This is a genomic window from Phocaeicola coprophilus DSM 18228 = JCM 13818 (genome assembly GCF_000157915.1).
GTDB classification, from domain to species: Bacteria; Bacteroidota; Bacteroidia; order Bacteroidales; family Bacteroidaceae; genus Phocaeicola; species Phocaeicola coprophilus.
In genome coordinates, this window is the sequence record NZ_EQ973632.1 from 390,957 (window position 1) to 414,887 (window position 23,931).

Sequence of the window (23,931 nt, forward strand, 5' to 3'; positions counted from 1 at the left end):
AGTTCATTAAATCAATGTCTTGCGCAGGTCTTTTACGCGGACTGCCTTGCCTTCCTGCTTGGGCAGGCTGCCTTTGGGCACGAGTTTCACACGCGGAGTGATGAGGATTTCGTCCTTCAGCTGGCGGGTGATTTCCTTGGTCAGGCGCTGGAGGAAGCCGTAGTCGTCGGTAAACTCGTTGAGTTCCACCTCGACGGTCATTTCGTCGTTGGCTTCGAGGTTGGTCAGCGTGATGAGGTAATCGGTGCCCAGTTCGCGGAACTGCATGAGGATGTTTTCGATCTGGATCGGGAAGATGTTGACTCCCTTGAGGATCATCATATCGTCGCTTCGTCCCTTCATGCGGTCCAGACGTTTGTGGTGACGGCCGCAGGGGCATTCTCCGGGAAGGATGCGGGTCAGGTCGCGGGTGCGGTAGCGCAGCAGAGGCATGGCTTCGCGGTTGATGGTTGTCAGCACGAGTTCGCCCACTTCACCGTCGGGTACCGGCTCGAGGGTCTGGGGATCGACGATCTCCACGATGTAATAGTCTTCCCAGATGTGGAGTCCGTTCTGTTCGGGGCACTCAAAAGCCACACCGGGACCGCACATTTCGGACATTCCGAAGGAGTTGTAGGCCTTGACGCCCAGCATCTGCTCGATGCGGCGGCGCTGTTCGTCGGAATGGGGTTCGGCTCCGATGATCAGGGTACGCAGGCGGGTGTCCCGGCGGGGATCGATGCCCATTTCTTCCATCACTTCATACAGGCGTCCGGCATAGCTCGGAATGGCATGCAGGGCCGTTGTGCCGAAATCGGTGATGAACTTGATCTGCCGTTTGGTGTTTCCGGCAGCAGCAGGAACGGTGAGCATGCCCAGGCGTTCGGCACCGTACTGAAAGCCCAGACCGCCGGTGAACATGCCGTAGCCGGAAGAGTTCTGGAAGATGTCTCCCTTGCGCAGTCCGACCATATAGAGGCAGCGGGCTACGGCGTTGGCCCATTCGTCAAGGTCGTGCTGTGTGTGCAGGATGACGGTGGGAGTGCCGGTGGTACCGCTGGAAGAATGGAGGCGTACGACCTCTTCCAAAGGAACGGCAGAGAGTCCGAAGGGATAGTTGTCGCGCAGATCCTGCTTGGTGGTAAACGGGAGTTTCCGTACGTCGTCGAGGGTTCGGATATCTTCAGGCCGGAGTCCGCAGGCAGCGAACCGTTGTTTATAGAAGGGAATGCGCATACAGCGGGCAAGGGTCTGCTGCAGTCTTTCCATCTGCAGCTTCTCCAGTCGGGAGCGGGAGAGCGTCTCCAACTCGGGGTGTAAGTACAAATTGTCGTTTTTCATAAGTTTTCATTAGTATTTGCCCGCAAATATAGCAAGAAGTCGGAAATATCCGCAATTTTTCTTTCATAATTTCCGAATGTTGTACAATCTTTTCCTATTTGGCAGCGTTCTGTAAATTAAGACAGGGGAGAAGGCAAAGGGAGGGGAAATATTGCTAACGAATATGTCGAAATGTTACAGAAATGTAATATAAATTGTTTATTTGAAAGTGTTTTCTTGATGTTCGTCAATAAATGACGCATTTCTGTGTTTTTATCTGTTAATTACTTTTCTGTTTGATTTCCGGTGCTTACCTTTGCGAAGGTAAAAGAAAGTTTTTAAGGTAACAAGATTCTTATTTTAAGGTTTTTAATTCAGGTATTAATTAAATTTTTAAGGTAAAAGATGAAAAGAACAGGATTAACATTGGTAGCCGCATTGGCTTTTTCCGCATCTGTATTTGCGGGAGGAACTCAGGGAAATGAAACGAAGTCAGCTGCACGTTGGGACGCCAGCATCAATAAGGTGAAGCTGAGCCGTTATTTGCAGTTGACTTCTGACCAACACACAGAAGTAGAGAACATCTGCGACTATTTCCAGGGCGAGATGAGCCGTGCCTTGCGTGCGAAGAAGAACAGCGATGAGAAAGTGCGCAACGCTGTTTACGGAAACCTGAAACTGATGAAGCAAACGCTGAACGAGAAGCAATATGCTGACTATGTGCGTCTGATGGCTGTTACTCTGCGGAATAAAGGCATTGATGTTGCACAGAAGTGATTTAGATTAGTTCTGCCGGACAATCCTGTCCGGCGGTGTTGTTTTTTGGCCCGTGCAAATGCATGGGCATTTTTGTTTTCATTTCTCCCGTGGCAATGAGAGATCCGCAAAATTATTCTATATTTGCAGGAAACATAAATGACTGTCATATGAAAACACTGAAAACTGGAAGAAAATGGGTTGCCTGCCTGCTGATGCTGGGCGGCGTCGGGGGAATGAATGCACAGAACGAATGGATAGAACCGCCTGTAATGGGGTGGAGTTCCTGGAATACATATCGGGTGAACATTGATGAAGCACTGATCCGGAAGCAGGCTGATGCCATGGTGGAACTGGGACTGAAGGAGTCCGGATACCGCTACGTGAACATTGACGACGGATTTTTCGGCTACCGGGACGAGAAAGGACGGCTGCATACGCATCCGCAACGTTTCCCGAACGGGCTGAAGGGCGTGGCTGCCTATATTCACTCACTCGGACTCCAGGCCGGAATCTATTCGGAGGCCGGGGCCAATACCTGCGGATCGATCTGGGATGCCGACAAGCATGGCATCGGGGTAGGGCTGTACGGCTTTGAACGCCAGGATGCAGACCTGTTTTTCAATGAATGGGGATTCGACTTTATCAAGATAGACTATTGCGGGGCCGGCCAGCAGCTGGAACTGGACGAACAGGAGCGCTATACGGAGATCGTACGGGCGATCCGGGAAGTCTGTCCCCGGAATATCTCCCTGAATATCTGCCGCTGGGCTTATCCGGGGACCTGGGTACGGAATCTGGCCCGTTCCTGGAGAATCAGTCCTGACATCGCTCCGAACTGGGCAGCCGTGAAACGCTGCATTGATATGAACCTGTATCTCTCGGCTTATGCGGGAGGCGGGCATTACAACGATATGGACATGCTGGAGATCGGACGCGGCCTGAAACCGGAAGAGGAAGAGACGCATTTCGGCATGTGGTGTATCATGAGTTCGCCGCTGCTGATCGGATGTGACCTGACCCGGATTCCGGAGGAGTCGCTGAAACTGCTCCGCAACGAGGAACTGATTGCCCTGAACCAGGATCCGCTGGGGCTGCAGGCATACATCGTGCAGCATGAAGGAGGCGGCTATGTGCTGGTGAAAGATATCGAACAGAAACGGGGCAAGGTGCGTGCCGTGGCCTTGTATAATCCCTCGGATTCGGTCTGCTCCTTCCGGGTGCCTCTGGAGATTCTGGAGCTGGCCGGCAAGACACGTGTGCGTGATCTGGTGAAGCGGAAAGACGAAGGACGGGTGACGGGCAGTTTCCAGTATGACGTGCCGGCTCACGGAGTCAAAATCCTTCGCGTGGAAGGCGAGGAACGGCTGGAACCGGTGCGCTACGAAGCAGAACAGGCTTATCTGCATCAGTTTGACAACCTGGCCAAGCGTCCGCGGGGAGTGGCTTATCTGCCTTATGAGGGAGCTTCCGGAGGCATGCTTGTCACCAATCTGGGCGGTCACCGGGACAATTATGCCCGTTGGAACGAGGTGTTCAGCGAAGAGGGCGGCCGTTACAGGATGACCGTCTGTTATGTGCCGGCAGCCAAGCGGGAACGCGAAATCAATGACCGGAGACTGGAAGTGACGGTCAACGGAACCCGGGTAAGCCTGACGGAGCTGGAAACGGACCGTTCGAAAGGAGTCTGCCGTGCGGAACTGACCGTTGACCTGCAAAAAGGATACAACACGGTGAGTATCGGAAGCCGTCTGACCTGGACACCGGATCTGGACTGCTTCATGCTGGAAAAACTCTGACCGGTCCGTTTGCTATTCGCTTGTCTGCTATCCGTTCTTCTGTTTGAGAATCTCTTCGAGCCGGATCAGTTCGTCGCGGTACTGGGCAGCTTCGATGAAGTCCAGTTTCCTGGCTGCTTCCTGCATCAGCTTGCGGGTGCGGTCGACACTGCGTTTGAGCTGATCCTTCGACATGTATTCCACAATCGGGTCGGCAGCCATCGTGAGGCCGTCCGGCATATCGGCATATTCCTTTGCCTTCTTTCCCTGTCCTGCCTTTGCCTCCTGGTTTTCCAGCAGGATGTTGGTGTGACTGCGCCTGATCTGGCGGGGAGTGATTCCGTTGGCTTCGTTGTAGGCCAGCTGCTTCTCCCGCCGGCGGTTGGTCTCGTCGATGGTCTGGCGCATGCTGTCCGTGATCTTGTCCGCATACATGATCACCTTTCCGTTGACATTCCGGGCAGCACGTCCGGCAGTCTGTGTCAGGGAACGGTGAGAGCGCAGGAATCCTTCCTTGTCTGCATCCAGGATGGCTACGAGGGACACTTCCGGCAAATCGAGTCCCTCACGCAGCAGGTTGACACCGATCAGGACGTCGAAAATACCCTGACGCAGTTCTTCCATGATCTTCACCCGCTCCAGGGTTTCCACATCGCTGTGGATATAGGTACAGCGGATGCCGTGGCGTGACAGATAGTCCGTCAGTTCCTCTGCCATACGCTTGGTCAGTGTGGTGACGAGCACCCTTTCCTGAGCCTCGATGCGCTGCTGGATTTCTTCCATCAGGTCGTCGATCTGGTTCAGGCTGGGGCGTACTTCGATGACCGGATCCAGCAGTCCGGTGGGGCGGATCACCTGTTCCACGACTACCCCTTCACTTTCCTGCAATTCATATTCGGCAGGAGTGGCACTGACATAGATGACCTGACGCGCCATTTCCCGGAACTCGTCGAAGGTCAGCGGCCGGTTGTCCATGGCAGCGGGGAGGCGGAAACCATATTCCACCAGGTTGGTCTTGCGGGCCCGGTCGCCTCCGTACATGGCCCGGATCTGCGGTACGCTGACATGACTCTCGTCGATGACAATCAGGAAATCCTTCGGGAAGAAATCCAGCAGACAGTAGGGCCTTGTACCCGCTTCGCGTCCGTCGAAGTAGCGGGAATAGTTCTCGATGCCCGAGCAGTGTCCCAGTTCGCGGAGCATTTCCATATCGTAAGTGACCCGTTCCTTCAGGCGCTTTGCCTCGTAGAACTTGCCGGTCTCCTCAAAATGCTGTACCTGCAGGGTCAGATCGTCCTCAATCTGATGGATCGCTCTCAGGGTGCTTTCCCTGGTCGTCATGAAAAGATTGGCCGGATAAATCTTGTATTCATCGAAGGTGGAGATACGGGCTCCCGTGTCCGGATCGACTTCCTCAATGCCGTCAATTTCGTCATCCCAGAACATGATGCGCAGGATGTGATCCGTATAAGCCAGGAAGATATCCACCGTATCTCCCTTGACCCGGAAATTCCCGCGGTTCAGTTCGGCATCGTTGCGGGTGTAGAGACTGTCCACCAGCTGGCGGAGCAGGACGTTGCGGTCCATGCGCTTGCCCCGTCTGACTTCGATCACATTATTATAAAAGTCGGCCGGATTTCCCATACCGTAGATGCACGATACGGACGAAACCACGATGACATCCTTCCGGCCTGAAAGCAGGGCAGAGGTGGCCGCCAGCCGGAGCTTGTCGATTTCTTCGTTGATGGCCAGGTCCTTTTCAATGTATGTATCCGTGGAAGGCAGGTATGCCTCCGGCTGGTAATAGTCGTAGTAGGAAACGTAATATTCCACCGCATTGTTGGGGAAGAACGCCTTGAACTCCCCGTAGAGCTGGGCGGCCAGCGTCTTGTTGTGGCTCAGGATCAGCGTCGGTTTGTTGACGTTGCGGATCACGTTGGCGATGGTAAAAGTCTTTCCGGAGCCTGTCACTCCCAGCAGTGTCTGGGCGGGCAGGCCGTTCAGTACTCCGTCAGTCAGTTGTGCGATAGCCTCCGGCTGGTCGCCGGTGGGCTGATAGTCGGATTTCAGTTCAAAGTTCATAATCAGTGAAATTGTGATCAAAAGTGAGTGTAAAGGTACGTATTTCTGTCGGAAAAGCCACGGAAGCGGACCTTTTTTGCCCCGGAGAAAGCGAAAATAATATTAAAATATCCGCGGGTATTGATTTATTCACTGGAAAAGAGTAATTTTGCACAACTATATTGATTGACATGAAAAAGTACATAGCAATGGCCCTCCTTTCCGCGGGAGTCTTAACTTCGTGCGGAGAGTACAACAAGGTGCTGAAAAGCACGGATTATGAATACAAATACGAAGCAGCAAAAGAGTATTTTGCCAAGGGGCAGAACACCAAGGCCGCTACACTTCTGGAAGAACTGGTCAATATCCTGAAAGGTATGATGAACGGGGAAGAAGCCCTGTATATGCAGGCTATGACCTATTTCAATCAGGGTGACTACGTGACGGCTTCGCATTATTTCAATACCTATTATACAACCTATCCGCGCGGAACCTATACGGAACTGGCCCGCTTCAACTGCGGACGCGCGCTGTATCTGGATACTCCCGAACCGCGTCTGGACCAGAGCAGTACTTACAAGGCTATTGAGGAACTGCAGATGTTCATCGAATATTTCCCGATGAGTTCACGGAAGGATCAGGCTCAGAGCATGATCTTCGAACTGCAGGACAAGCTCGTGGAGAAGGAGTATATGTCGGCCAAGCTGTATTATGATCTGGGCTCTTATACGGGTAACGCCGTGTACAGCAGTACCGGTAACAACTATCTGGCAGCCGTGATCACTGCCCAGAACATCCTGAAGGAATATCCTTATACCAAGATGCGTGAAGATCTTTCGATCCTGATCCTGCGTGCAAAGTATGGCATGGCCAGGGAAAGTGTGCTGGAAAAGAAGGAAGACCGTATGCGCGACACCATCGACGAATATTATGCCTTCATCAATGAATTCCCCGAAAGCAAGTACCGCAAGGAGGTGGAATCCATTTTCAAGGAAGCGAACAAGTATGTGAACCCGGATGAGGACACAACAACAACTGAAGAATAATTAATCACATTAAATGTATAATTAACAATAAGTTATGGATTACAAAAAAACAAATGCCCCTACTAACACCGTTACCCGTGACATGATGGAACTGTGCGAAGATACAGGCAATGTATACGAAACCGTAGCAATTATCGGCAAACGTGCCAACCAGATTGCTGTGGAAATGAAGAACGATCTTTCCAAGAAGCTGCAGGAATTTGCTTCATACAGCGACAACCTGGAAGAAGTCTTTGAAAACAGAGAACAGATTGAGATTTCCCGTTACTACGAAAAACTTCCGAAGCCGACTCTGATCGCTACTCAGGAATACATCGAAGGAAAGGTGTATTACAGAAATCCGGCCAAGGAAAAGGAAAGACTGCAATAAGCCGGAACTATGATACAGCGCATTCAGACCGTTTATCTGCTGGTTGTAGCCATTCTGGCAGTAGTAATGATCTCACTGCCGGTAGGAAGTTTCGTTACGCCGGATTATCACATGAGTGAACTGACCAATCTGGCGCTCGTGTCTGAAGAAGGAGTTTCAGACTATGCTCCGTGGGCCTTGTTTGCCTTGCAGACCGTTTCTGCCATCCTTGCTCTGGTGACGATCTTCCTCTACAAGAAGCGCATGCTTCAAATCCGTCTGACTCTGTTCAACATGCTGGTGCTGGTGGGCTATTATGTCACACTGGTCATTTTCGTGCTGAACCTGAAAGGAGATGCCTCTTTCGTTCCGTCATGGACTGTATGTCTGCCACTGATTTCGATCATTCTTTCGTGGCTGGCTATCCGTGCCATCGGCAAGGACGAAATGCTGGTAAAAGCATACGAGAGACTGAGATAAGCCGGAAGGGCTGGTCTGAGTCTTGCATATATTGAAAAAACACTTCGGCGTGCAACCCTGAATATCGAAGCATTTCAGGTTGCACGCCGAAGTGTTTTGTTTCTCCCCGTTCTAGATTTTCTTGTTCTTCCAGCTTCCTTTCCGCAGGTAAAGATAGCTGACGATACCGATGCAGGAAGCATACAGATGCTCAGCAGTCCAGCAGAAGGCAACGTCTGCTTTCAGTCCCTGAATGACGATGGTAATATAGACCAGATAAATCACCAGCGCACCCAGTTCAAGGATAAAGGCAGCCTGTGTATTTCCGGTGCCTGAAACGGACTGAAAATAGATGTTTCCCGGAATCATGACCAGGTATGAGGAACACAGTACCCAGAGGGTTGGAACACTGGCTTCCACCAGCTCCGGAATGTCTGTATAGATGCGGAGTACCGGATGGGGAAACAGGGCAATCAGCGCAATGACCGGCAATACGATGCAGGAGCACAGACGGATATGACGGCCGATAAGCGAGCGGACCTGAGCGGTATCACCCCGTCCGATGGCATTGCTGACCAGGGCACTGCATGTCGATGCAAAAGCCATGATGGTCATGAACGGCAGACTGGAAACGCTGCGGATGATGTTTGATATGGCCAGAGGGCGTTCACCGAGATGTTCCACGAAGATGAAGAACAGGAACCAGGTAGACAGGGAAATGAAATTCTGTACCATGGTCCACAGGGAAACGTTCATGATCTGTGTAAGCGAACGGGTACGGAAAGCCGGAATCCGGTTGAGCCCGTATTTTCGGTAATCTATCCGGCGCCAGGTATAGATCACGAAGAAGATTACAGATACCAGTTCGGCAAGGGAGGAACCGATGGCTGCTCCGGCAATACCCAGAGCGGGAAAACCGAATTTTCCGAAGATCAGGGTATAGTTGAATATCACATTGGCCAGTACCATTACGATGGAGTTCAGCGTCAGGGTACGGGTCTGGGTAGTTCCTACGAAGAATGCACGGAACATGGCGCCGATGAAAGAGAAGAAAAAGCCGTACACCCGCCAGTGGATATAGCTGGAGGCTGCTCCGGCAATCTTGTCGGAAGTGACGAGCAGTCCGAGTATCTCCTCAGAATAGACCTGGGAGACGGTAAAGATCACTGCACTCATCAGCAGGAGGAAATAAATTCCCTGATAGAAGATGCCTCCGATTGCTTTGTAGTTGCCTTCTCCGTTACGGCGGGCCATCAGAATCTGCGAACCGACCGTGAAGCCGAAACCGATCATGAAAATGGCCAGATAGTATACTCCGGCAATGGCTGAAGCACCCAGTTCCACTTCACCGACCCTTCCCAGAAAGGCGGTATCGGTGATTCCGATCATCTGTTCCATAATCAGACTGATCAGAATGGGGTAGGCCATCAGCCAGATACTGCGGTAAGAATAATCAACGGCTTTCTGTTCCATGGGCACCGGCAGTGAATATCGGGTTAGTTTTGGCACTGATCTCTTCGATATCCAGACGAACGATTTCTGTGCGCAGGAAATTCTTTTCGGCATATCCCATGCCTGCTATCTTATGGCCGGGACAATACCTGGCAATCAGCAGGGAAAGAGCTGACATGCGTTCTGCTTCATGCAGGGTGCGATAGGCTGAACAGCGCAGAACGACACTTTCGTATGCGGTTGTAAACTGATCAGGGCGCACTTCCGTATGTCCTACTACGCAGAAGGAGACCTTGTTGCAGGCGTCCATGCAGCGCAGTTTCCGTCCCACGGGGGCACAGTGTATATAAATGGAATTTCCGTGATCCCAAACATAATTGACTGGGATTCCGTAAGCTCCTTCTCCATTTTCATCCTGCATGGAGAGGATGCCGTATGTACCTTCCTTCAAAAGCTGGAAAGCTTTCTTTTCGTCCAATAGCCGGTCCTGCCGACGTAACTGTGAATTGTTGAATTGCATGACTGTCGGATTTTTTTTGGTTAGCGGACCAAAGGTATAAAAATTTTTGAAGACACGGAGACAGCCGGCTGACAATTCTACAGCCGGCAGAACAGAGATACAAAAAACGGAACGCTCATGTCGATCAGGATGCCGTGGAAAATGGCGACAGGCATCATGTCTTTGCCTGAATAGCGCGTGATCAACGGAAGAACCACGTCCATGGAGTTTACTCCCGCTGCTGAAATAGGTGCCAGTTTCCCGAAATATTTGCAAAGTAAGGGAGTGCCCAGAAGTGCCATCATTTCGCGGAAGATGTTTGCCAGCAGGGCAATGGTACCCAGTTCCGTTGCCAGTTGCAGTCCGATGGAGGGTTCCTTGAACTGTGTAATCAGGATGGACGAGAGTGAATAGTAGGCAAATCCGCTTCCTACCGCCATGCAGTCGAAGATGCTCCAGCGTGAGAGCAGCAGGCTGGCCAGTGCGGAGAAGAGAAGTGTGCCACATACGGTTCCCAGCGGAATCAGCAGGTACTTCGGACGCAGGCTTCCCACGATGAACTTCAGGTCCTTGCTGGAACCGATGCTCAGTCCCACCTGCAGCATCAGCGCATAAAGCATGTATAAGGTGAGGTTACTGCCTTCCGGATTGAACGGAAGCCATCCCATTACTCCCAACAGACATCCTGCCGCAAAGAAGAGCAGGACAATGATACTGCCTTTCATTGTTCACCTCCTTTCCTGAAAAAGAATCTCAGTACCATCCAGGAAGCCAGGATGCTGCCGCATGTAGCCGAAAGAGCCAGTATGGCGGCCTGTCCTCCGAAGGTGGCCAGATTGTTGACGATTAGCTGATTGGAGCCTACTGAGGTTCCCAGAAGGAACAGCAGGAGGATGATGGTCAGTGAAATGCTTTTTTCTGTCTTTTGCAGCCAGGCAATATTTCTGAACAGGTATCCTAATGTGATACCCGTCAACATAAATCCGATAATGGTAAACATATAAAACGTAATTATGAGGTTGGATAAACTGATTTCTGATCTCGTATCAGGCCGCCGGACGCGGCAAAACCTCATTGGAACCCGCTGAACCAATGGATATGCACGATCCGGTGGCTGCCACAGGCAATTCTGTGCGGCAGACAGGAAGTCGGGATATGTATCATTCTTTCTTTCATTGGTTCTTGTAATTTGACGGTGCAAAGGTAAGTATGATTTGAATATTTTCCAAATCTTTATGCAAAATAATTATTCAGACGGTATTGCAGAAGGGGTTACACAGGTCTGCCTGCAAGGATTTCCGGAGGGCTGTCTGCCCATCTTACGGCTGCTTGAAACAGGCTGAATCCGGAGAGACCGGAACGAGAAAGCGGGAAGGGAAGCTGTTCACTTGCGAAACATTTACTATCTTTGCATACGGATCATGGAAACGACAATTTATATAAAGAATATGGTATGCCGCCGGTGTATAATGACCGTTACGGACATTTTCCGGAAAGAAAGCATTTTGCCGCTGAAAGTGGAACTGGGTATGATCACCCTTGCCGCTCCCTTGTCTCCTGAACAGTTCCAGCGCATTCGGGAACAGCTGGAGGCGGTCGGTTTTGAGGTGATCGACGACCGGCGGATGCGGATGGTGGAACAGATCCGTCTGGGAGTGATCGGGTATGTGCGCGATCCGGATTTGCAGGACCGGCAGAACCTGTCCGAATATTTGCAGGACAAGTGTCACCGCGAATATAGTTTTCTCAGCAAGCTGTTCACCGAGCTTCAGGGGATCAGTATTGAAAAATATTCCATTCAGCAGCGGATCGAACGGGTGAAAGAACTGCTCTTCTATGATGAACTGAGTGTCAGTGAGATTGCTGACCGGATGCATTATTCGAGCGTAGCCCATCTGAGTGCCCAGTTCAAGTCGCTGACGGGATTGTCGCCTACCCAGTTCAGGCGGATGAAGGAACACCGGCTGAAGCCGCTGGATGAAATCTGAAATTTCTATTGACAAACTCCAATTATGATAAAAGCATTATTTTTTGACATTGACGGGACACTGGTCAGCTTCCAGACCCATCAGATACCGGTTTCGGCCGTACGTGCCATTGAGCAGGCCAAGGAACGGGGAATCCAGGTATACATTTCTACAGGCAGGCCGTTTGCGCTCATCAACAATCTGGGGGATATCCGGCATCTGATCGACGGATACATCACCGTCAACGGAGCCTATTGCTTTATGGACGGACAGGTCATTTCCTGTAGCCCGATTCCCCGCAAGGATGTGCAGACCCTGATTCGTCTGGCTGACGAAATGAATTTCTCCTGCATGGTGGTGGGCGAGAAGGATCTGGCAATGTACAATGCCAATGAGAAGTCCGACTTTATCTTCCGGCAGATGCTGAATGTCCGGGATCTGAAAGAAGTGGATTCTCTGGATTTCCTTCAGGGACAGGAAGTGCTCCAGCTGACACCGGTCATCACTGAGGAAGAAGAGAAAATCGTTCTGCCCCAGTTGTCCCAATGCTGTTCGGGACGCTGGTATCCGGACTTTGCCGACATTACGGCCCGGGATACCGACAAGGGGAAGGGGCTTCGGGCTGTCATGGCCTGGAAGGGACTGAAGCGTGAAGAAACCATGGCTTTCGGAGACGGAGGCAACGATATCCCCATCATCCGGGAAGCCGGAATCGGAGTGGCCATGGGCAATGCCAACGGGTCTCTGAAGGCTGTGGCCGATTATGTGACCTCGTCCGTTGAAGAAGACGGTATCAGCCAGGCACTGAAGCACTGGCTGCTGGATGCTGCTTCCATCTGAAATCCGTCACCGCAGGGAGGATTCTCCGTTTTTCTTCGGATATTCCGGAGATTTTTGTTAACTTTGTGCTTTCAATTTTCAAACTACGTATGAAATCGGATATAGAAATCGCACGCAGCATCGAGCTGGTAAAAATCAAACAAATTGCACGGGACTATGACATCCCCGTAGAAGAAATCTCTAATTACGGACGCTATATTGCCAAGGTGTCCGAGTCACTCATTGATGAAGAAAAGGTGAAACGCAGCAACCTGATCCTGGTGACTGCCATCACTCCGACCAAGGCCGGTATCGGTAAGACCACTGTTTCCATCGGTCTGGCACTGGGACTGAACAAGATCGGCAAGAAAGCCATCTGTGCTCTTCGTGAGCCTTCACTCGGCCCCTGTTTCGGCATGAAGGGTGGAGCTGCCGGAGGAGGATATGCACAGGTACTTCCGATGGAGAAGATCAACCTCCACTTTACGGGTGACTTCCACGCCATCACTTCGGCACACAACATGATCGCCGCTTTGCTGGATAATTATATGTATCAGAACCAGGACAACGGATTTGCCCTGAAGGAAGTGCTTTGGAACCGCGTACTTGACGTGAACGACCGTGGTCTGCGTTACATCGTAACCGGGCTGGGAGGCAAGACCAACGGAATTACCCGTGAATCAAGCTTCGACATCACTCCGGCTTCGGAAATCATGGCTATCCTGTGTCTGGCTACGGATGAAGACGACCTGCGTCGCCGTATCGAGAATATTCTGCTGGGCTTCACCATTGACAACAAGCCTTTCACGGTGAAAGATCTGGGTGTGGCCGGAGCCATCACTGTATTGCTGAAGGATGCCATTTCGCCGAACCTGGTGCAGACCACTGAGCATACGCCTGCTTTCATCCACGGAGGTCCGTTTGCCAATATCGCTCACGGATGTAACTCTATCCTGGCTACCAAACTGGCGATGACTTTCGGTGACTATGCCATTACGGAAGCCGGATTCGGTGCGGATCTGGGTGCCGAGAAATTCTATGATATCAAATGCCGCAAGGGCGGACTCCAGCCCAAGCTGACCGTGCTGGTAGCTACTGCACAGGGCTTGAAGATGCACGGAGGTGTGGCTCCCGAACTGATCAAGGAACCGAACATGGAAGGTCTGAAAGAGGGTATCAAGAACCTTGACAAGCATATCGAAAACCTTCAGTCGTTCGGTCAGACAGTTGTCGTTGCGTTCAACCGCTATGCCAACGATACGGATGAGGAACTGGATTTCGTACGCCGTCATTGCGAAGAAATCGGAGTGGGCTTTGCCATCAACAACGCCTTCATGGAAGGTGGCGACGGTGCCGTAGAACTGGCTCAGCTGGTAGTTGACACCATCGAAAATCAGCCTTCTCAGCCATTGAGCTTTGCTTATGATGAAACAGATTCTGTTGAAGAAAAAGTAACCAAGGTAGCCTGCGAACTGTATGGAGCCAAACAGGTACTGTTCGGTCCGGCTGCCCGCAAGAAACTGAAGATGATTCAGGAGCTGGGTTACACCCGTTTCCCGATCTGTATTGCCAAGACTCAGTATTCATTCTCAACCGACCCGAAGCTGTATGGTGTGGCAAGCGGATTCAACTTTGCCGTGCGCGACATCGTGATCAATGCCGGTGCGGAAATGCTGGTCATTGTAGCCGGTGAGATCATGCGTATGCCGGGACTTCCCAAAGAACCGCAGGCACTGCACATCGATATTGTCAACGGAGAAATCGAAGGTCTGTCCTGATATATCAAAGATATTTGTCCCTGCTGCATATCTGTAGCGGGGAATTTATAAAAAACGTTTCGACGTAATGGATGAAACAACGAAACAAATTCATCCGGACGCCGAAACGTTTTTTTTTATAGCCGGAGCGGTCCGGCTTTCTCAGTTATGGTCGTAGCGCTGGGCTTTGATGATCATATAGATGGTTCCTGGCACAAGGATCAGTACGGAGACCAGGCTGATGATCATGTCACTGGTGAAAGGCTGAAGGAGGAGAGACACAAGCAGGATGGCGATTCCCATGACGCAGAATGCACGGCACATGAATGTCTTGAGCCGTTTGATGTCCACTTTCTTCTGTTGCTCTGGAGTCATGGTGTTGTATCCGGCAATAAGTTTGGGGAATTTCAAGACCAGCAGGCCTATAAGGACCAACATGGCTGCAGTGATGATGGAAGATGTCATATCTGAATGTTTTAGAGAGTTTCGATTTTGATGTCCTGAATATTCCGGATCTCGTCACTGAAGTTGACACCGACCCTGTAGACCGTACGTTTGTCCTTGGCAAAAGGCTCTGCGTAGCCTTTTGCCCGGATCTGTGCCAGCGCTTCTTCCGCACTTCCGTTCAGTTTGAATTCCATGATGTACACGTAGTCTTGTGTCTGGAGCACCAGATCAATCCGTCCCCGGTTCGTATGGTATTCCACCTGTACATAGAAGCCCATCAGTTTAAAAATGATGTAAAGTATGTTCTGATAGTGCACTTCCCGGTCACGAGCCAGTTCGTAGGGAATGTCGGCAAACATCGTTTTCAGACGCTCAAAGAAATCGTCCACCTTTCCCGCCATGATTTCTTCCACAAAACACTGGATCTGGTAGGGCGACTTGCTGACGCTCACCGAAGCGTAATTTGGCAGCAGGAACTTGAAGAATCCCTGTTCCACCTCCCGGTTGGGGAAGCCCAGCGTATAGTTTTCGAACATCCTGTTGTAACCCTTGATGGTCAGGTAACCGCTCTGATAGATGACGGGGATGGGATCGGTGGAAGCCGTGTCGATGCTGTCCAGTACCGGCTGGCTGGTCACGATGTGTTCCAGATCTTCAATCGGAAAATGGTGCAATTTCAGCAGTTCAACCAGGTAAGTCGGAGTCCCTGTTTCAAACCAGTAGCTGCCGAAGCGCCGGTTGGCGAAGGTATTCAGCAGGCTGAACGGGTTGTACATGCCGATCGCGTTTTCTGTGAAATGATAGCCGTCGTAATTGGTTTTCAATTCCTTGCAGGTCTCTTCGTAACTCATCCCGGTAGCTGCAGCCAGTTCATGGATATCTTCCTCAAACCAGGTATGGATTTCCTTCTCACTGATACCGCAAATCTCTGCATACTGGTCAATCATGGAAATATCCCGCAGGTTGTTCAGGTCACTGAACACACTGACTTTGCCGAACTTGGTCACACCTGTCAGCAGGGCAAAGCGGATGCATCCGTCCATGGATTTCAGAGCCCCGTAAAAAGCCTTCAGGGTACTGCGGTATTCATTCTGCAAAGCTTCGTTGCCGATAGCCTGCAGCATGGGCTTGTCGTATTCGTCAATGAGGATCACTACCCGGCGTCCGGTCTGTTCGCAGGCACGGCGGATAATGCCCTGGAAACGGAGAGAGAGGCTTGTCTCACTTTCACGTGCGCCATATCTGTTTTCCCAGGTGCACAGGTTATCATTCAGAATGCTGGTCAGTGATTCGGGAGTATCGTATTTCTGTGTGTTTAAATCCAGATGCAGTACCGGATATACGGTCCAGTCTTTTTCCAGTTTTTCCAGCGCCAGTCCCTTGAAAAGATCTTTCTTTCCCAGTGCGTATGCTTCAATTGTCGACAGAAGCAGACTCTTGCCGAAACGCCGCGGACGGCTCAGGAAGTAGTATTTGTTTGTGTTAAACAGTTCATACACCTGTGCCGTTTTGTCTACATACACATAACCGTCGTGTATCAGACCTTCAAAATTCTGTACTCCAACCGGATATAACTTGCTCATAACAACTGGATTTTGATTCTACTGCGAATTTAGCAATTAAAACCGAATATTCAAGTTGTATGCATGAAAACCAGGACTGAAATTTGAGAACTTTTTTACATTCACAGAAACTTTATGCTTTTGCGGATGGATCAGTGATTGAGAAATTCTGAGATAGCCGTATCAGGACTGAACTTCAGACGAAGAATTGTGATAACACCGAAAGATTTTTTATATTTGTCACATCTAAAAATGTATAGACAAATGATGAGGAAAATTCTTGTTTTATCCTGTCTGTTCGCCTCCTTGAACGTACAGGCACAGCTGGCTGATGCACGTATCAGCCAGCTGATGAACGAAAGCCGCTGGTTTGATCTGGCACAGGAATTGAAAACCACTCCGGCTGATTCGGTTACACCATGGGTCCGTCAGATGGGAGTGGCTATGACACACTATTTCTTTAACCGTCCGGATTCGGCCTGTATGGTACTGACGGATTTGCTGGGCAAGCATCAGCAGGAGCTGGGCGACCATACACTGAACATGGTAGTTTTGCTGGCTGTCAATCTGGGACGGACAGAACAGTATGCCGATGCTGCCGGACTGATCCGGAATCTTTGTGACCAGCTTGGTGCCCTGGGAATGGACAGCACCCAGACTGCTCCGTATCGTATGATGGCCAGGCAGTATGGCATTCTGGCTTCCTGCGGGCCTGTCTGTCAACCGCTGCACAAGGCAGGAGAATACCGTTTCCCGATGGTGACGGAGCATGAAACGGATCAGCACTTTATTGAAATGGACGGAAGCATAAACGGACAGGCGGGCCGTATGGTACTCGATACGGGAGCGGGCAGCAACATGCTCACTCCGGAGCAGGCAGAAAAGTATGGCTTGCGGCGGCTGGGTATGGATGTTACCGTCGGAGGGATTGGAGGCATGAAGCAGGGATATTATGCGATGGCAGATACCCTGCGCATTGGTGGAATGACGTGGATAAATGTACCTTTTTATGTGGTAGATCTCCAGACGGGACATGCCGAAGCTGACAGATTGGGCAAGGATCTTCAGCTTCCGCCTGTCGTTGGTCTTCCCATCCTGCTTCGTATGCAGGAAATCCAGCTGGACTTTGCCCGTCGGGAGTTTGTCATACCGGCTGTTCCTACGCCCAGTCCGCTCAGGGAAAGCAATATGATCCGCACAGACTCGGAATGCTTGCAGGTAAAGGTGGCGGACGAGACAGGTGCTCCACTTTATTTCCATTTTGATACGGGTTCCTATTACACCAATATGCAGCCGGCCTGGTATGGACGTCACCGGAAAGAAGTGGAAGCCGTGGGCATTCCGGATTCGCTCCGTCAGGCGGGAATAGGAGGGGTGAGCATTACCCGCAGTTACATTCTGCCGCAGAAGAAGTTCCGTATCGGAAGCGGTACGGCAGTGCTGGATTCGGTCGGTGTCAATACCGGAATTGACCTGCATACGGGACAACTGGACAAGGCAGCCTTCTCGAACGGACAGGAAGACGGTTTTCTCGGCCTGAACCTTCTGGAGAAATTCTCGAAAGTGATTATCAATCTGAAAGATATGTATCTGGAGGCTATACCATATACAGATAAATAACAGCTTATCAACTAAATATGATATAAATCGTACCATGAAAAATTTAATGAAAACGGCAGCAGCATTCTTACTGGGCATTCAGGTCTGTGCCTGTAGCCAGGTAGAAAACAAGGTATCACCTGCCATACCTTCTGATCCTGAGATTGAAGCCAACATCCGTCAGTGGCTGAAAAAAATGACACTCGAAGAAAAGATCGGGCAAATGTGTGAAATCACGATTGATGTGGTGACGGACTTTGAAGCCAGCAAGAAAAACGGTTTTACGCTCAGCGAGGCAAAACTGGACACGGTGATCGGGAAATATAAAGTGGGATCTTTGCTGAATGTTCCGATGGGAATAGCCCAGAAAAAAGAGAAATGGGCGGAAGCCATCCGGATTATCCAGGACAAATCGATGAAGGAGATCGGAATACCTTGCATTTACGGGGTTGACCAGATTCACGGAACCACCTATACACTGGACGGGACCATGTTTCCGCAAGGAATCAACATGGCAGCATCTTTCAACCGGGAACTGACACGAAAAGGTGCTGAAATCTCGGCATACGAGACCAGAGCCTGTTGCATCCCCTGGACGTATGCTCCTGTGGTTGACCTGGGACGTGATCCCCGCTGGCCACGAATGTGGGAAAATTATGGAGAAGACTGTTATGTCAATGCCGAAATGGGTAAGGCTGCAGTAGCCGGTTTTCAGGGGAATGATCCCAATCACATCGGAGAATATAACATTGCTGCCTGCATGAAGCATTACATGGGATATGGAGTTCCGGTGTCGGGAAAAGATCGTACGCCGTCTTCCATTTCACGCACAGAGATGCGGGAAAAACATTTTGCTCCTTTCATGGAAGCCGTACGCAACGGAGCATTGAGCGTGATGGTCAATTCGGGAGTGAATGAAGGTATGCCTTTCCATGCCAACCGCGAACTGCTGACCGGATGGCTGAAGGAGGAACTGAACTGGGACGGAATGATCGTTACAGACTGGGCAGACATCAACAACCTGTGTACACGTGATCATATTGCAGCTTCGAAGAAAGAAGCGATCAAAATTGCCATCAATGCGGGAATTGATATGTCGATGGTTCCCTATGAGGTGAGTTTCTGCACCTGTCTGAAAGAACTGGTGGAAGAGGGAGAGGTACCGATGAGCCGGATTGATGATGCAGTTGCCCGCGTGTTGCGTCTGAAATACCGTCTCGGCCTTTTTGAGAACCCTTATTGGGATATCCGGAAATATGACAAGTTCGGCTCGGAAGAGTTTGCCAAAGTTGCTCTTCAGGCAGCAGAGGAGTCTGAGATCCTGCTCAAGAATGAGAACAATGTCCTTCCCCTTGTTCCGGGAAAGAAAATTCTGCTGACAGGACCCAATGCCAACTCCATGCGTTGTCTTAACGGAGGCTGGTCGTATTCCTGGCAGGGCGATCAGGCAGACAATTGTGCAGGTGCGTATAATACGATCTATGAATCTCTGTGCAACAAGTATGGAAAGGAAAATATCATTTATGAGCCGGGTGTGACGTATGCTGCTTCCGGCAACTGGTGGGAAGAAAACACTCCTGAAATAAGCAAGGCAGTAGCTGCTGCTTCCCGTGCAGATGTCATAGTGGCCTGTATCGGTGAGAACTCTTACTGTGAGACACCCGGTAACCTTACGGATCTGACGCTTTCTGCCAACCAGCGCAATCTGGTGAAGGCATTGTCTCAGACAGGCAAACCGGTCATTCTGGTTCTGAACCAGGGCCGTCCGCGTATCATCAGTGACATAGAGCCGCTGGCCGAAGGGATTATCAACATCATGCTTCCGGGTAATTACGGAGGAGATGCGCTGGCTAATCTGATGGCGGGCGATGCGAATTTCAGCGCCAGAATGCCGTTTACTTATCCGAAATATGCCAATGCACTGGCTACTTACGATTATAAGCCTTGTGAAAGCATGGGGCAGATGAATGGCAATTACAATTATGATTCGGTGATGGACGTGCAGTGGCCCTTCGGATATGGCTTGAGCTATACTGCTTATCAGTATGCAAATCTGAAAGTCGACAAGCCGACATTTACCGCCTCTGACGAAATTACCGTATCAGTGGATGTCACGAATGTGGGCAAGATGGCAGGCAAGGAGCCCGTATTGCTGTATTCCCAGGATCTGGTGGCAAGTACCACTCCTGACAATATCCGCCTGCGTAACTTTGAGAAAGTGGCTCTGCAACCCAATGAGACCCGGACTGTGACCATGACGATCCGGGGAAGTGATCTGGCTTTTGTGGGATACGACGGCAAGTGGCGTCTGGAAGCAGGAGATTTCAAATTGAGATGCGGAGATCAGTCGGCAGACCTGAAATGCAGTGAAACGAAGGTTTGGGAAACTCCCAACAGATAAAATCAGGGACTGTTCCTGAAAATATAAGAGGGTGATGCTTAAGTTTTGAACCTTATGGCACACCCTCTTATTTTTATGATGAAATAAATAATGCGACCCGTGTTAAATACAAAGTCTTTTAAATATTATTCCCGGACAGATCAGTCAAAGCTGCCGTAGCGGGTAGGAAGAAGTTTGCGGTCACCCAGCGTATTGTCTACACGGGCTACATTGATCCAGAACTTGTTCCAGCGGACGCTTTCAATGGGGTATGCAGCCTTTTCGCGGCTGTAACCATGATTCCACTGGTTGCCTACCACTTCGTATTCAGGATGCGGTGCATTGACCAGCACATTGTCTTCACGGGCAGCGTCTCCATTCTTCACTTCTTCAATTTCCTTCCAGATAGCCTGCATCGTATCAACAAAATTATCCAGTTCCGCCAGGCTTTCACTTTCGGTTGGTTCCACCATCAGTGTGCCATGTACGGGGAATGACAGGGTAGGAGCATGGTAGCCGTAATCCATCAGTCGCTTGGCAATGTCGTTTTCCGAAATACCGCTTTCTTCGTGGATCTTGCGGCATTCCAGAATCATCTCGTGACCGACGAAACCATTCTTCCCATGGTAGACAATGCCATAGGTATCCTTGAGACAGGCTGCCAGATAGTTGGCGTTCAGAATCGCAGCTTTCGTTGCACGGGCCAGTCCGTCAGCTCCCATCATGCAGATATAGGCATAAGTGATGGGGAGAATGCCGGCACTTCCGTAAGGAGCCGCAGATACTTCATTGGCATCGTTGCCGAACAGGGCATGTCCGGGCAGGAACGGAACCAGGTGTTCGGCTACGCATACAGGGCCTACACCGGGACCGCCTCCTCCGTGAGGACTGGCAAAGGTCTTGTGCAGATTCAGGTGGCAGACATCAGCTCCGATGGTTCCGGGATTGGTCAGGCCTACCTGGGCATTCATGTTGGCCCCGTCCATATAGACCTGGGCGCCGCATGCATGGATAATCTGGCAGATTTCTGCAATTTCTTCTTCAAAGATTCCATGGGTAGACGGATAAGTGATCATCAGGGCAGCCAGATTGTCTCGGTTAGCTTCTGCTTTTTCGCGCAGGTCATTCAGATCCACGTTTCCATGTTCGTCGCAGGCGCAGGTCAGCGGCTGGTAGCCGGCCTGTACAGCCGAAGCCGGATTTGTTCCGTGAGCCGAAGCCGGAATCAGCACGAGGTTACGGTGTCCCTGTCCGATACTTTCCAGATAACTTCGGATGATACGCAGACCGGTATATTCTCCGGCAGCTCCGGAGTTGGGCTGTAAAGTTACTCCTGCAAATCCGGTAATGGTCTTCAGCTGTTCGGAAAGATTGGCAATCAGCGTGCGGTAGCCCTGTGCCTGGTCTTCCGGAACCAATGGATGCATACCCATCCAGGCCATGTTGCTGAGTGGCAGCATTTCGGATGCGGCATTCAGTTTCATGGTGCAGGAACCAAGTGAGATCATGGAGTGAGCAAGGGAAATATCTTTCCGTTCCAGCCGCTTGATGTAGCGCATCATTTCTGTTTCCGTATGATAGCGGTTGAAGACTTCGTGCGACAGGAAACCGCTTGTTCGTTTCAGGTCGCCGGTGAAAGCCGGGGCATCGGGGATTTCGGCAACGTCAGGAACCGGTTCTTCTGCTGCAATGCCGAAGACGGTCATCAGCAGGTTGGCATCGGCCACGGTAGTTGCCTCGTCAATGCTCAGTCCCACTTCTCCATTGTCAAAATAGCGGAGGTTGATTTCCTTGCTCAGGGCGATGGTACGCAGCTTGGGAACAGAAACATGATCCGGCAACTGCAGGCGCAAGGTATCAAAGAAAACTTCATTCAGCTGCTTGTATCCCAGTCTGGTCAGCTGTTTGCTCATCCAAACGGCGATGCTGTGAATTCGTCCGGCAATTTCTTTCAGGCCTTCCGGTCCGTGATAAACGGCATAGAAACCGCTCATGGTTGCAAGAAGGGCCTGTGCGGTACAGATATTGGAAGTCGCTTTTTCACGCTTGATATGCTGCTCGCGGGTCTGAAGTGCCATGCGGTAACACAAGTGTCCGTATTTGTCTTTTGAGAGACCGATGATACGTCCCGGCATATTCCGTTTGTATTCGTCGCGGGTAGCGAAGTAGGCAGCCGACGGTCCGCCATAGAACATCGGGATACCCAGCCGCTGGGTGCTTCCGAAAACGATGTCAGCTCCCCATTCACCCGGAGGAGTCAGCAGTACGAGTGCCATGATATCGGCATCAACGGCTACTTTGCAGCCGGCAGCATGAGCCTGTTCGGTGAAGGCGCGGTAGTCTTCCACACTTCCGCTGTTGTTCGGATACTGAACGATGCAGCCGAAGATATCGGGAGTAAATTCCAAAGTCTTGTAATTGCCTGTCCGGATTTTCATGCCTTGCGGAATGGCACGTGTGCGGATCACTGCCAGTACTTGCGGGAAGACCTCTTCGTCTACGAAAAGTGTATCGGCTCCAGCTTTCTGCTGGGCACGTGAACGCAGGCCGAACATCATGGTAGCTGCTTCGGCAGCAGCTGTTGCTTCATCCAGCAGGGAGCAGTTGGCCAGCGGCATGGCGGTGAGGTCACTCACCACTGTCTGGAAGTTCAGCAGGGCTTCCAGTCGTCCCTGTGAGATTTCAGCCTGGTAAGGCGTATAGGAGGTGTACCATACGGGGTTTTCAAAGACATTACGCTGGATGACGGCCGGTGTAACGCTGTCATACCATCCGGCCCCGATGTACGTTTTGTAAAGTTTGTTTTGTGATGCGAGTTCCGCAATGTGCATGGCAAATTCCCGTTCTGTCATAGCCGGAGCAAGCGGCAGCGGCTGTTTCAGACGTATCTGTGACGGAATGGTCTTATCAATCAGCTCATCAAGTGTTTTTACACCTATTTTCCCCAGCATTTGAGGAAGATCTTTCTCCTCAATGCCAATGTGTCGGTTCGCAAATTTTGTTGTTTCCATGATACGTATAAGGTTTATTTCGTTAAAAAGATTTATCTGAAAAACGGATTGGTCATTTTTTCCGCTCCGATGCTTGTCGGTTCTCCATGGCCCGGATAGACAACGGTTTCAGCCGGAAGCGAAAACAGGTTGCTGCAGATGTGTTCTCTCAATGTTTCAAAATCGCCGCCTTCCAGGTCTGTACGTCCGATGCTTCCCTTGAAGAGAGCATCTCCGCTGAACAGACAGTTGGCTGCCCGGCAGTAGAAGACCAGGCTGCCCGGGGAGTGGCCGGGTACATGGATGGCTTCCAGATTCGTATTCCCAAAGCGGATCACATCGCCGTCACAGATATATCCTCCCAGAGGAGCCGGTGATTCGTTGATCTGAAAGCCGAACATACGGCAGTGGCCGGCAGCCTTGGCCAGCCAGAATTCATCTTCCTGATTGGCCTCAGGCTTTATACCGAATTCCCGTTCCATGAATGCATTGCCGAAAATGTGATCCAGGTGAAGATGGGTATTCAGCAGATGTTTCAGCTGAAGGCCGTTATTGACCAGAAAATCCTTGAGACGCTGTTGTTCTTCCGGGTAATAACATCCGGCATCGATGACTATAGCTTCTTTGGTGTCGTCCCACAACACGTAACAGTTGACGGGAAACATATTGAATTCAAAACGTTTTATATTCATAGCGGTAGAGTTTTAAAGT

At 50.8% G+C, this 23,931-nt stretch carries 20 protein-coding genes; 10 read left to right on the forward strand and 10 right to left on the reverse strand.

Annotated elements, in window-relative coordinates; genetic code table 11:
* Positions 1–6: 6 nt before the first annotated feature.
* Complete coding sequence (locus BACCOPRO_RS03265; RefSeq protein ID WP_185109691.1) at positions 7–1,305, reverse strand: phenylacetate--CoA ligase family protein; 1,299 nt, start codon at positions 1,303–1,305, stop codon at positions 7–9.
* Positions 1,306–1,704: 399 nt separating this feature from the next.
* On the opposite strand from BACCOPRO_RS03265, the gene BACCOPRO_RS03270 reads away from it, so the two are divergent.
* Together BACCOPRO_RS03270 and BACCOPRO_RS03275 are read left to right on the forward strand one after the other, a co-directional pair.
* Positions 1,705–2,076 (forward strand): hypothetical protein, encoded by a 372-nt coding sequence (locus BACCOPRO_RS03270; RefSeq protein ID WP_008140900.1) that lies wholly within the window; start codon positions 1,705–1,707, stop codon positions 2,074–2,076.
* Between the two features lie 149 nt (positions 2,077–2,225).
* On the forward strand, positions 2,226–3,854 hold the full coding sequence (locus BACCOPRO_RS03275) for an alpha-galactosidase D (protein WP_040311136.1): 1,629 nt from the start codon (positions 2,226–2,228) through the stop codon (positions 3,852–3,854).
* A gap of 27 nt (positions 3,855–3,881) precedes the next feature.
* Here the strand turns inward: BACCOPRO_RS03275 and uvrB are convergent, their stop codons facing one another.
* Positions 3,882–5,915, reverse strand: coding sequence for an excinuclease ABC subunit UvrB (gene uvrB, locus BACCOPRO_RS03280; RefSeq protein ID WP_008140902.1), 2,034 nt, complete (start codon positions 5,913–5,915; stop codon positions 3,882–3,884).
* 170 nt (positions 5,916–6,085) lie between these two features.
* Between uvrB and BACCOPRO_RS03285 the strand changes: the two genes are divergently transcribed.
* Genes BACCOPRO_RS03285 through BACCOPRO_RS03295 form a run of 3 tightly spaced genes read left to right on the forward strand, consistent with a single transcriptional unit; the run spans position 6,086 to position 7,769 of the window.
* Positions 6,086–6,940, forward strand: a complete 855-nt coding sequence (locus BACCOPRO_RS03285; RefSeq protein WP_008140904.1) for an outer membrane protein assembly factor BamD — start codon at positions 6,086–6,088, stop codon at positions 6,938–6,940.
* 34 nt (positions 6,941–6,974) lie between these two features.
* Positions 6,975–7,310, forward strand: a complete 336-nt coding sequence (locus BACCOPRO_RS03290; protein WP_008140905.1) for a DNA-directed RNA polymerase subunit omega — start codon at positions 6,975–6,977, stop codon at positions 7,308–7,310.
* Between the two features lie 9 nt (positions 7,311–7,319).
* Positions 7,320–7,769 (forward strand): DUF4293 domain-containing protein, encoded by a 450-nt coding sequence (locus tag BACCOPRO_RS03295; RefSeq protein WP_008140907.1) that lies wholly within the window; start codon positions 7,320–7,322, stop codon positions 7,767–7,769.
* A gap of 111 nt (positions 7,770–7,880) precedes the next feature.
* On the opposite strand, the gene BACCOPRO_RS03300 is transcribed toward BACCOPRO_RS03295, so the two are convergent.
* The 4 genes from BACCOPRO_RS03300 to BACCOPRO_RS03315 all read right to left on the reverse strand — a co-directional run bounded on the left by BACCOPRO_RS03300 (position 7,881) and on the right by BACCOPRO_RS03315 (position 10,699).
* Entirely contained in the window at positions 7,881–9,221 is a 1,341-nt protein-coding gene (locus BACCOPRO_RS03300) for an MATE family efflux transporter (RefSeq protein WP_008140909.1), read from the reverse strand.
* Positions 9,202–9,720 (reverse strand): pyridoxamine 5'-phosphate oxidase family protein, encoded by a 519-nt coding sequence (locus BACCOPRO_RS03305; RefSeq protein ID WP_008140910.1) that lies wholly within the window; start codon positions 9,718–9,720, stop codon positions 9,202–9,204. The genes BACCOPRO_RS03300 and BACCOPRO_RS03305 overlap by 20 nt, the downstream gene beginning before the upstream one ends.
* Positions 9,721–9,797: 77 nt before the next feature.
* Complete coding sequence (locus BACCOPRO_RS03310; RefSeq protein ID WP_008140912.1) at positions 9,798–10,424, reverse strand: LysO family transporter; 627 nt, start codon at positions 10,422–10,424, stop codon at positions 9,798–9,800.
* Positions 10,421–10,699, reverse strand: a complete 279-nt coding sequence (locus BACCOPRO_RS03315) for a LysO family transporter (protein WP_008140915.1) — start codon at positions 10,697–10,699, stop codon at positions 10,421–10,423. Before BACCOPRO_RS03315 ends, BACCOPRO_RS03310 begins: the two co-directional genes overlap by 4 nt.
* Positions 10,700–11,120: 421 nt before the next feature.
* Between BACCOPRO_RS03315 and BACCOPRO_RS03320 the strand changes: the two genes are divergently transcribed.
* The 3 genes from BACCOPRO_RS03320 (at position 11,121) to BACCOPRO_RS03330 (ending at position 14,263) form a co-directional block, all read left to right on the forward strand.
* Positions 11,121–11,687: a helix-turn-helix domain-containing protein gene (locus tag BACCOPRO_RS03320; RefSeq protein ID WP_246497782.1), complete on the forward strand. Its 567-nt coding sequence runs from the start codon at positions 11,121–11,123 to the stop codon at positions 11,685–11,687.
* Between the two features lie 24 nt (positions 11,688–11,711).
* Entirely contained in the window at positions 11,712–12,506 is a 795-nt protein-coding gene (locus BACCOPRO_RS03325) for a Cof-type HAD-IIB family hydrolase (protein ID WP_008140921.1), read from the forward strand.
* Between the two features lie 89 nt (positions 12,507–12,595).
* Positions 12,596–14,263, forward strand: a complete 1,668-nt coding sequence (locus BACCOPRO_RS03330; RefSeq protein ID WP_008140922.1) for a formate--tetrahydrofolate ligase — start codon at positions 12,596–12,598, stop codon at positions 14,261–14,263.
* A gap of 141 nt (positions 14,264–14,404) precedes the next feature.
* Here BACCOPRO_RS03330 and BACCOPRO_RS03335 read toward each other — a convergent pair whose 3' ends face one another.
* A complete protein-coding gene (locus BACCOPRO_RS03335) occupies positions 14,405–14,707 on the reverse strand; it encodes a DUF3784 domain-containing protein (protein ID WP_008140924.1) in 303 nt (100 codons plus the stop codon).
* Positions 14,708–14,718: 11 nt separating this feature from the next.
* Positions 14,719–16,272, reverse strand: a complete 1,554-nt coding sequence (locus BACCOPRO_RS03340) for a PD-(D/E)XK nuclease domain-containing ATP-binding protein (RefSeq protein WP_008140928.1) — start codon at positions 16,270–16,272, stop codon at positions 14,719–14,721.
* Positions 16,273–16,515: 243 nt separating this feature from the next.
* Here BACCOPRO_RS03340 and BACCOPRO_RS03345 point away from each other — a divergent pair, with 243 nt between their 5' ends.
* Both BACCOPRO_RS03345 and BACCOPRO_RS03350 read left to right on the forward strand, forming a co-directional pair.
* Positions 16,516–17,871 (forward strand): retropepsin-like aspartic protease, encoded by a 1,356-nt coding sequence (locus tag BACCOPRO_RS03345; protein ID WP_155819045.1) that lies wholly within the window; start codon positions 16,516–16,518, stop codon positions 17,869–17,871.
* Between the two features lie 34 nt (positions 17,872–17,905).
* Positions 17,906–20,251 carry a glycoside hydrolase family 3 N-terminal domain-containing protein gene (locus tag BACCOPRO_RS03350; protein WP_008140933.1) on the forward strand — a complete coding sequence of 782 codons (2,346 nt, stop codon included), beginning with the start codon at positions 17,906–17,908 and terminating at the stop codon, positions 20,249–20,251.
* A 140-nt stretch (positions 20,252–20,391) separates the two neighbouring features.
* On the opposite strand, the gene gcvP is transcribed toward BACCOPRO_RS03350, so the two are convergent.
* Both gcvP and BACCOPRO_RS03360 read right to left on the reverse strand, forming a co-directional pair.
* Positions 20,392–23,241, reverse strand: coding sequence for an aminomethyl-transferring glycine dehydrogenase (gene gcvP / locus BACCOPRO_RS03355; protein ID WP_008140935.1), 2,850 nt, complete (start codon positions 23,239–23,241; stop codon positions 20,392–20,394).
* Between the two features lie 32 nt (positions 23,242–23,273).
* Positions 23,274–23,912 (reverse strand): MBL fold metallo-hydrolase, encoded by a 639-nt coding sequence (locus tag BACCOPRO_RS03360; protein WP_008140936.1) that lies wholly within the window; start codon positions 23,910–23,912, stop codon positions 23,274–23,276.
* Positions 23,913–23,931 lie beyond the last annotated feature (19 nt).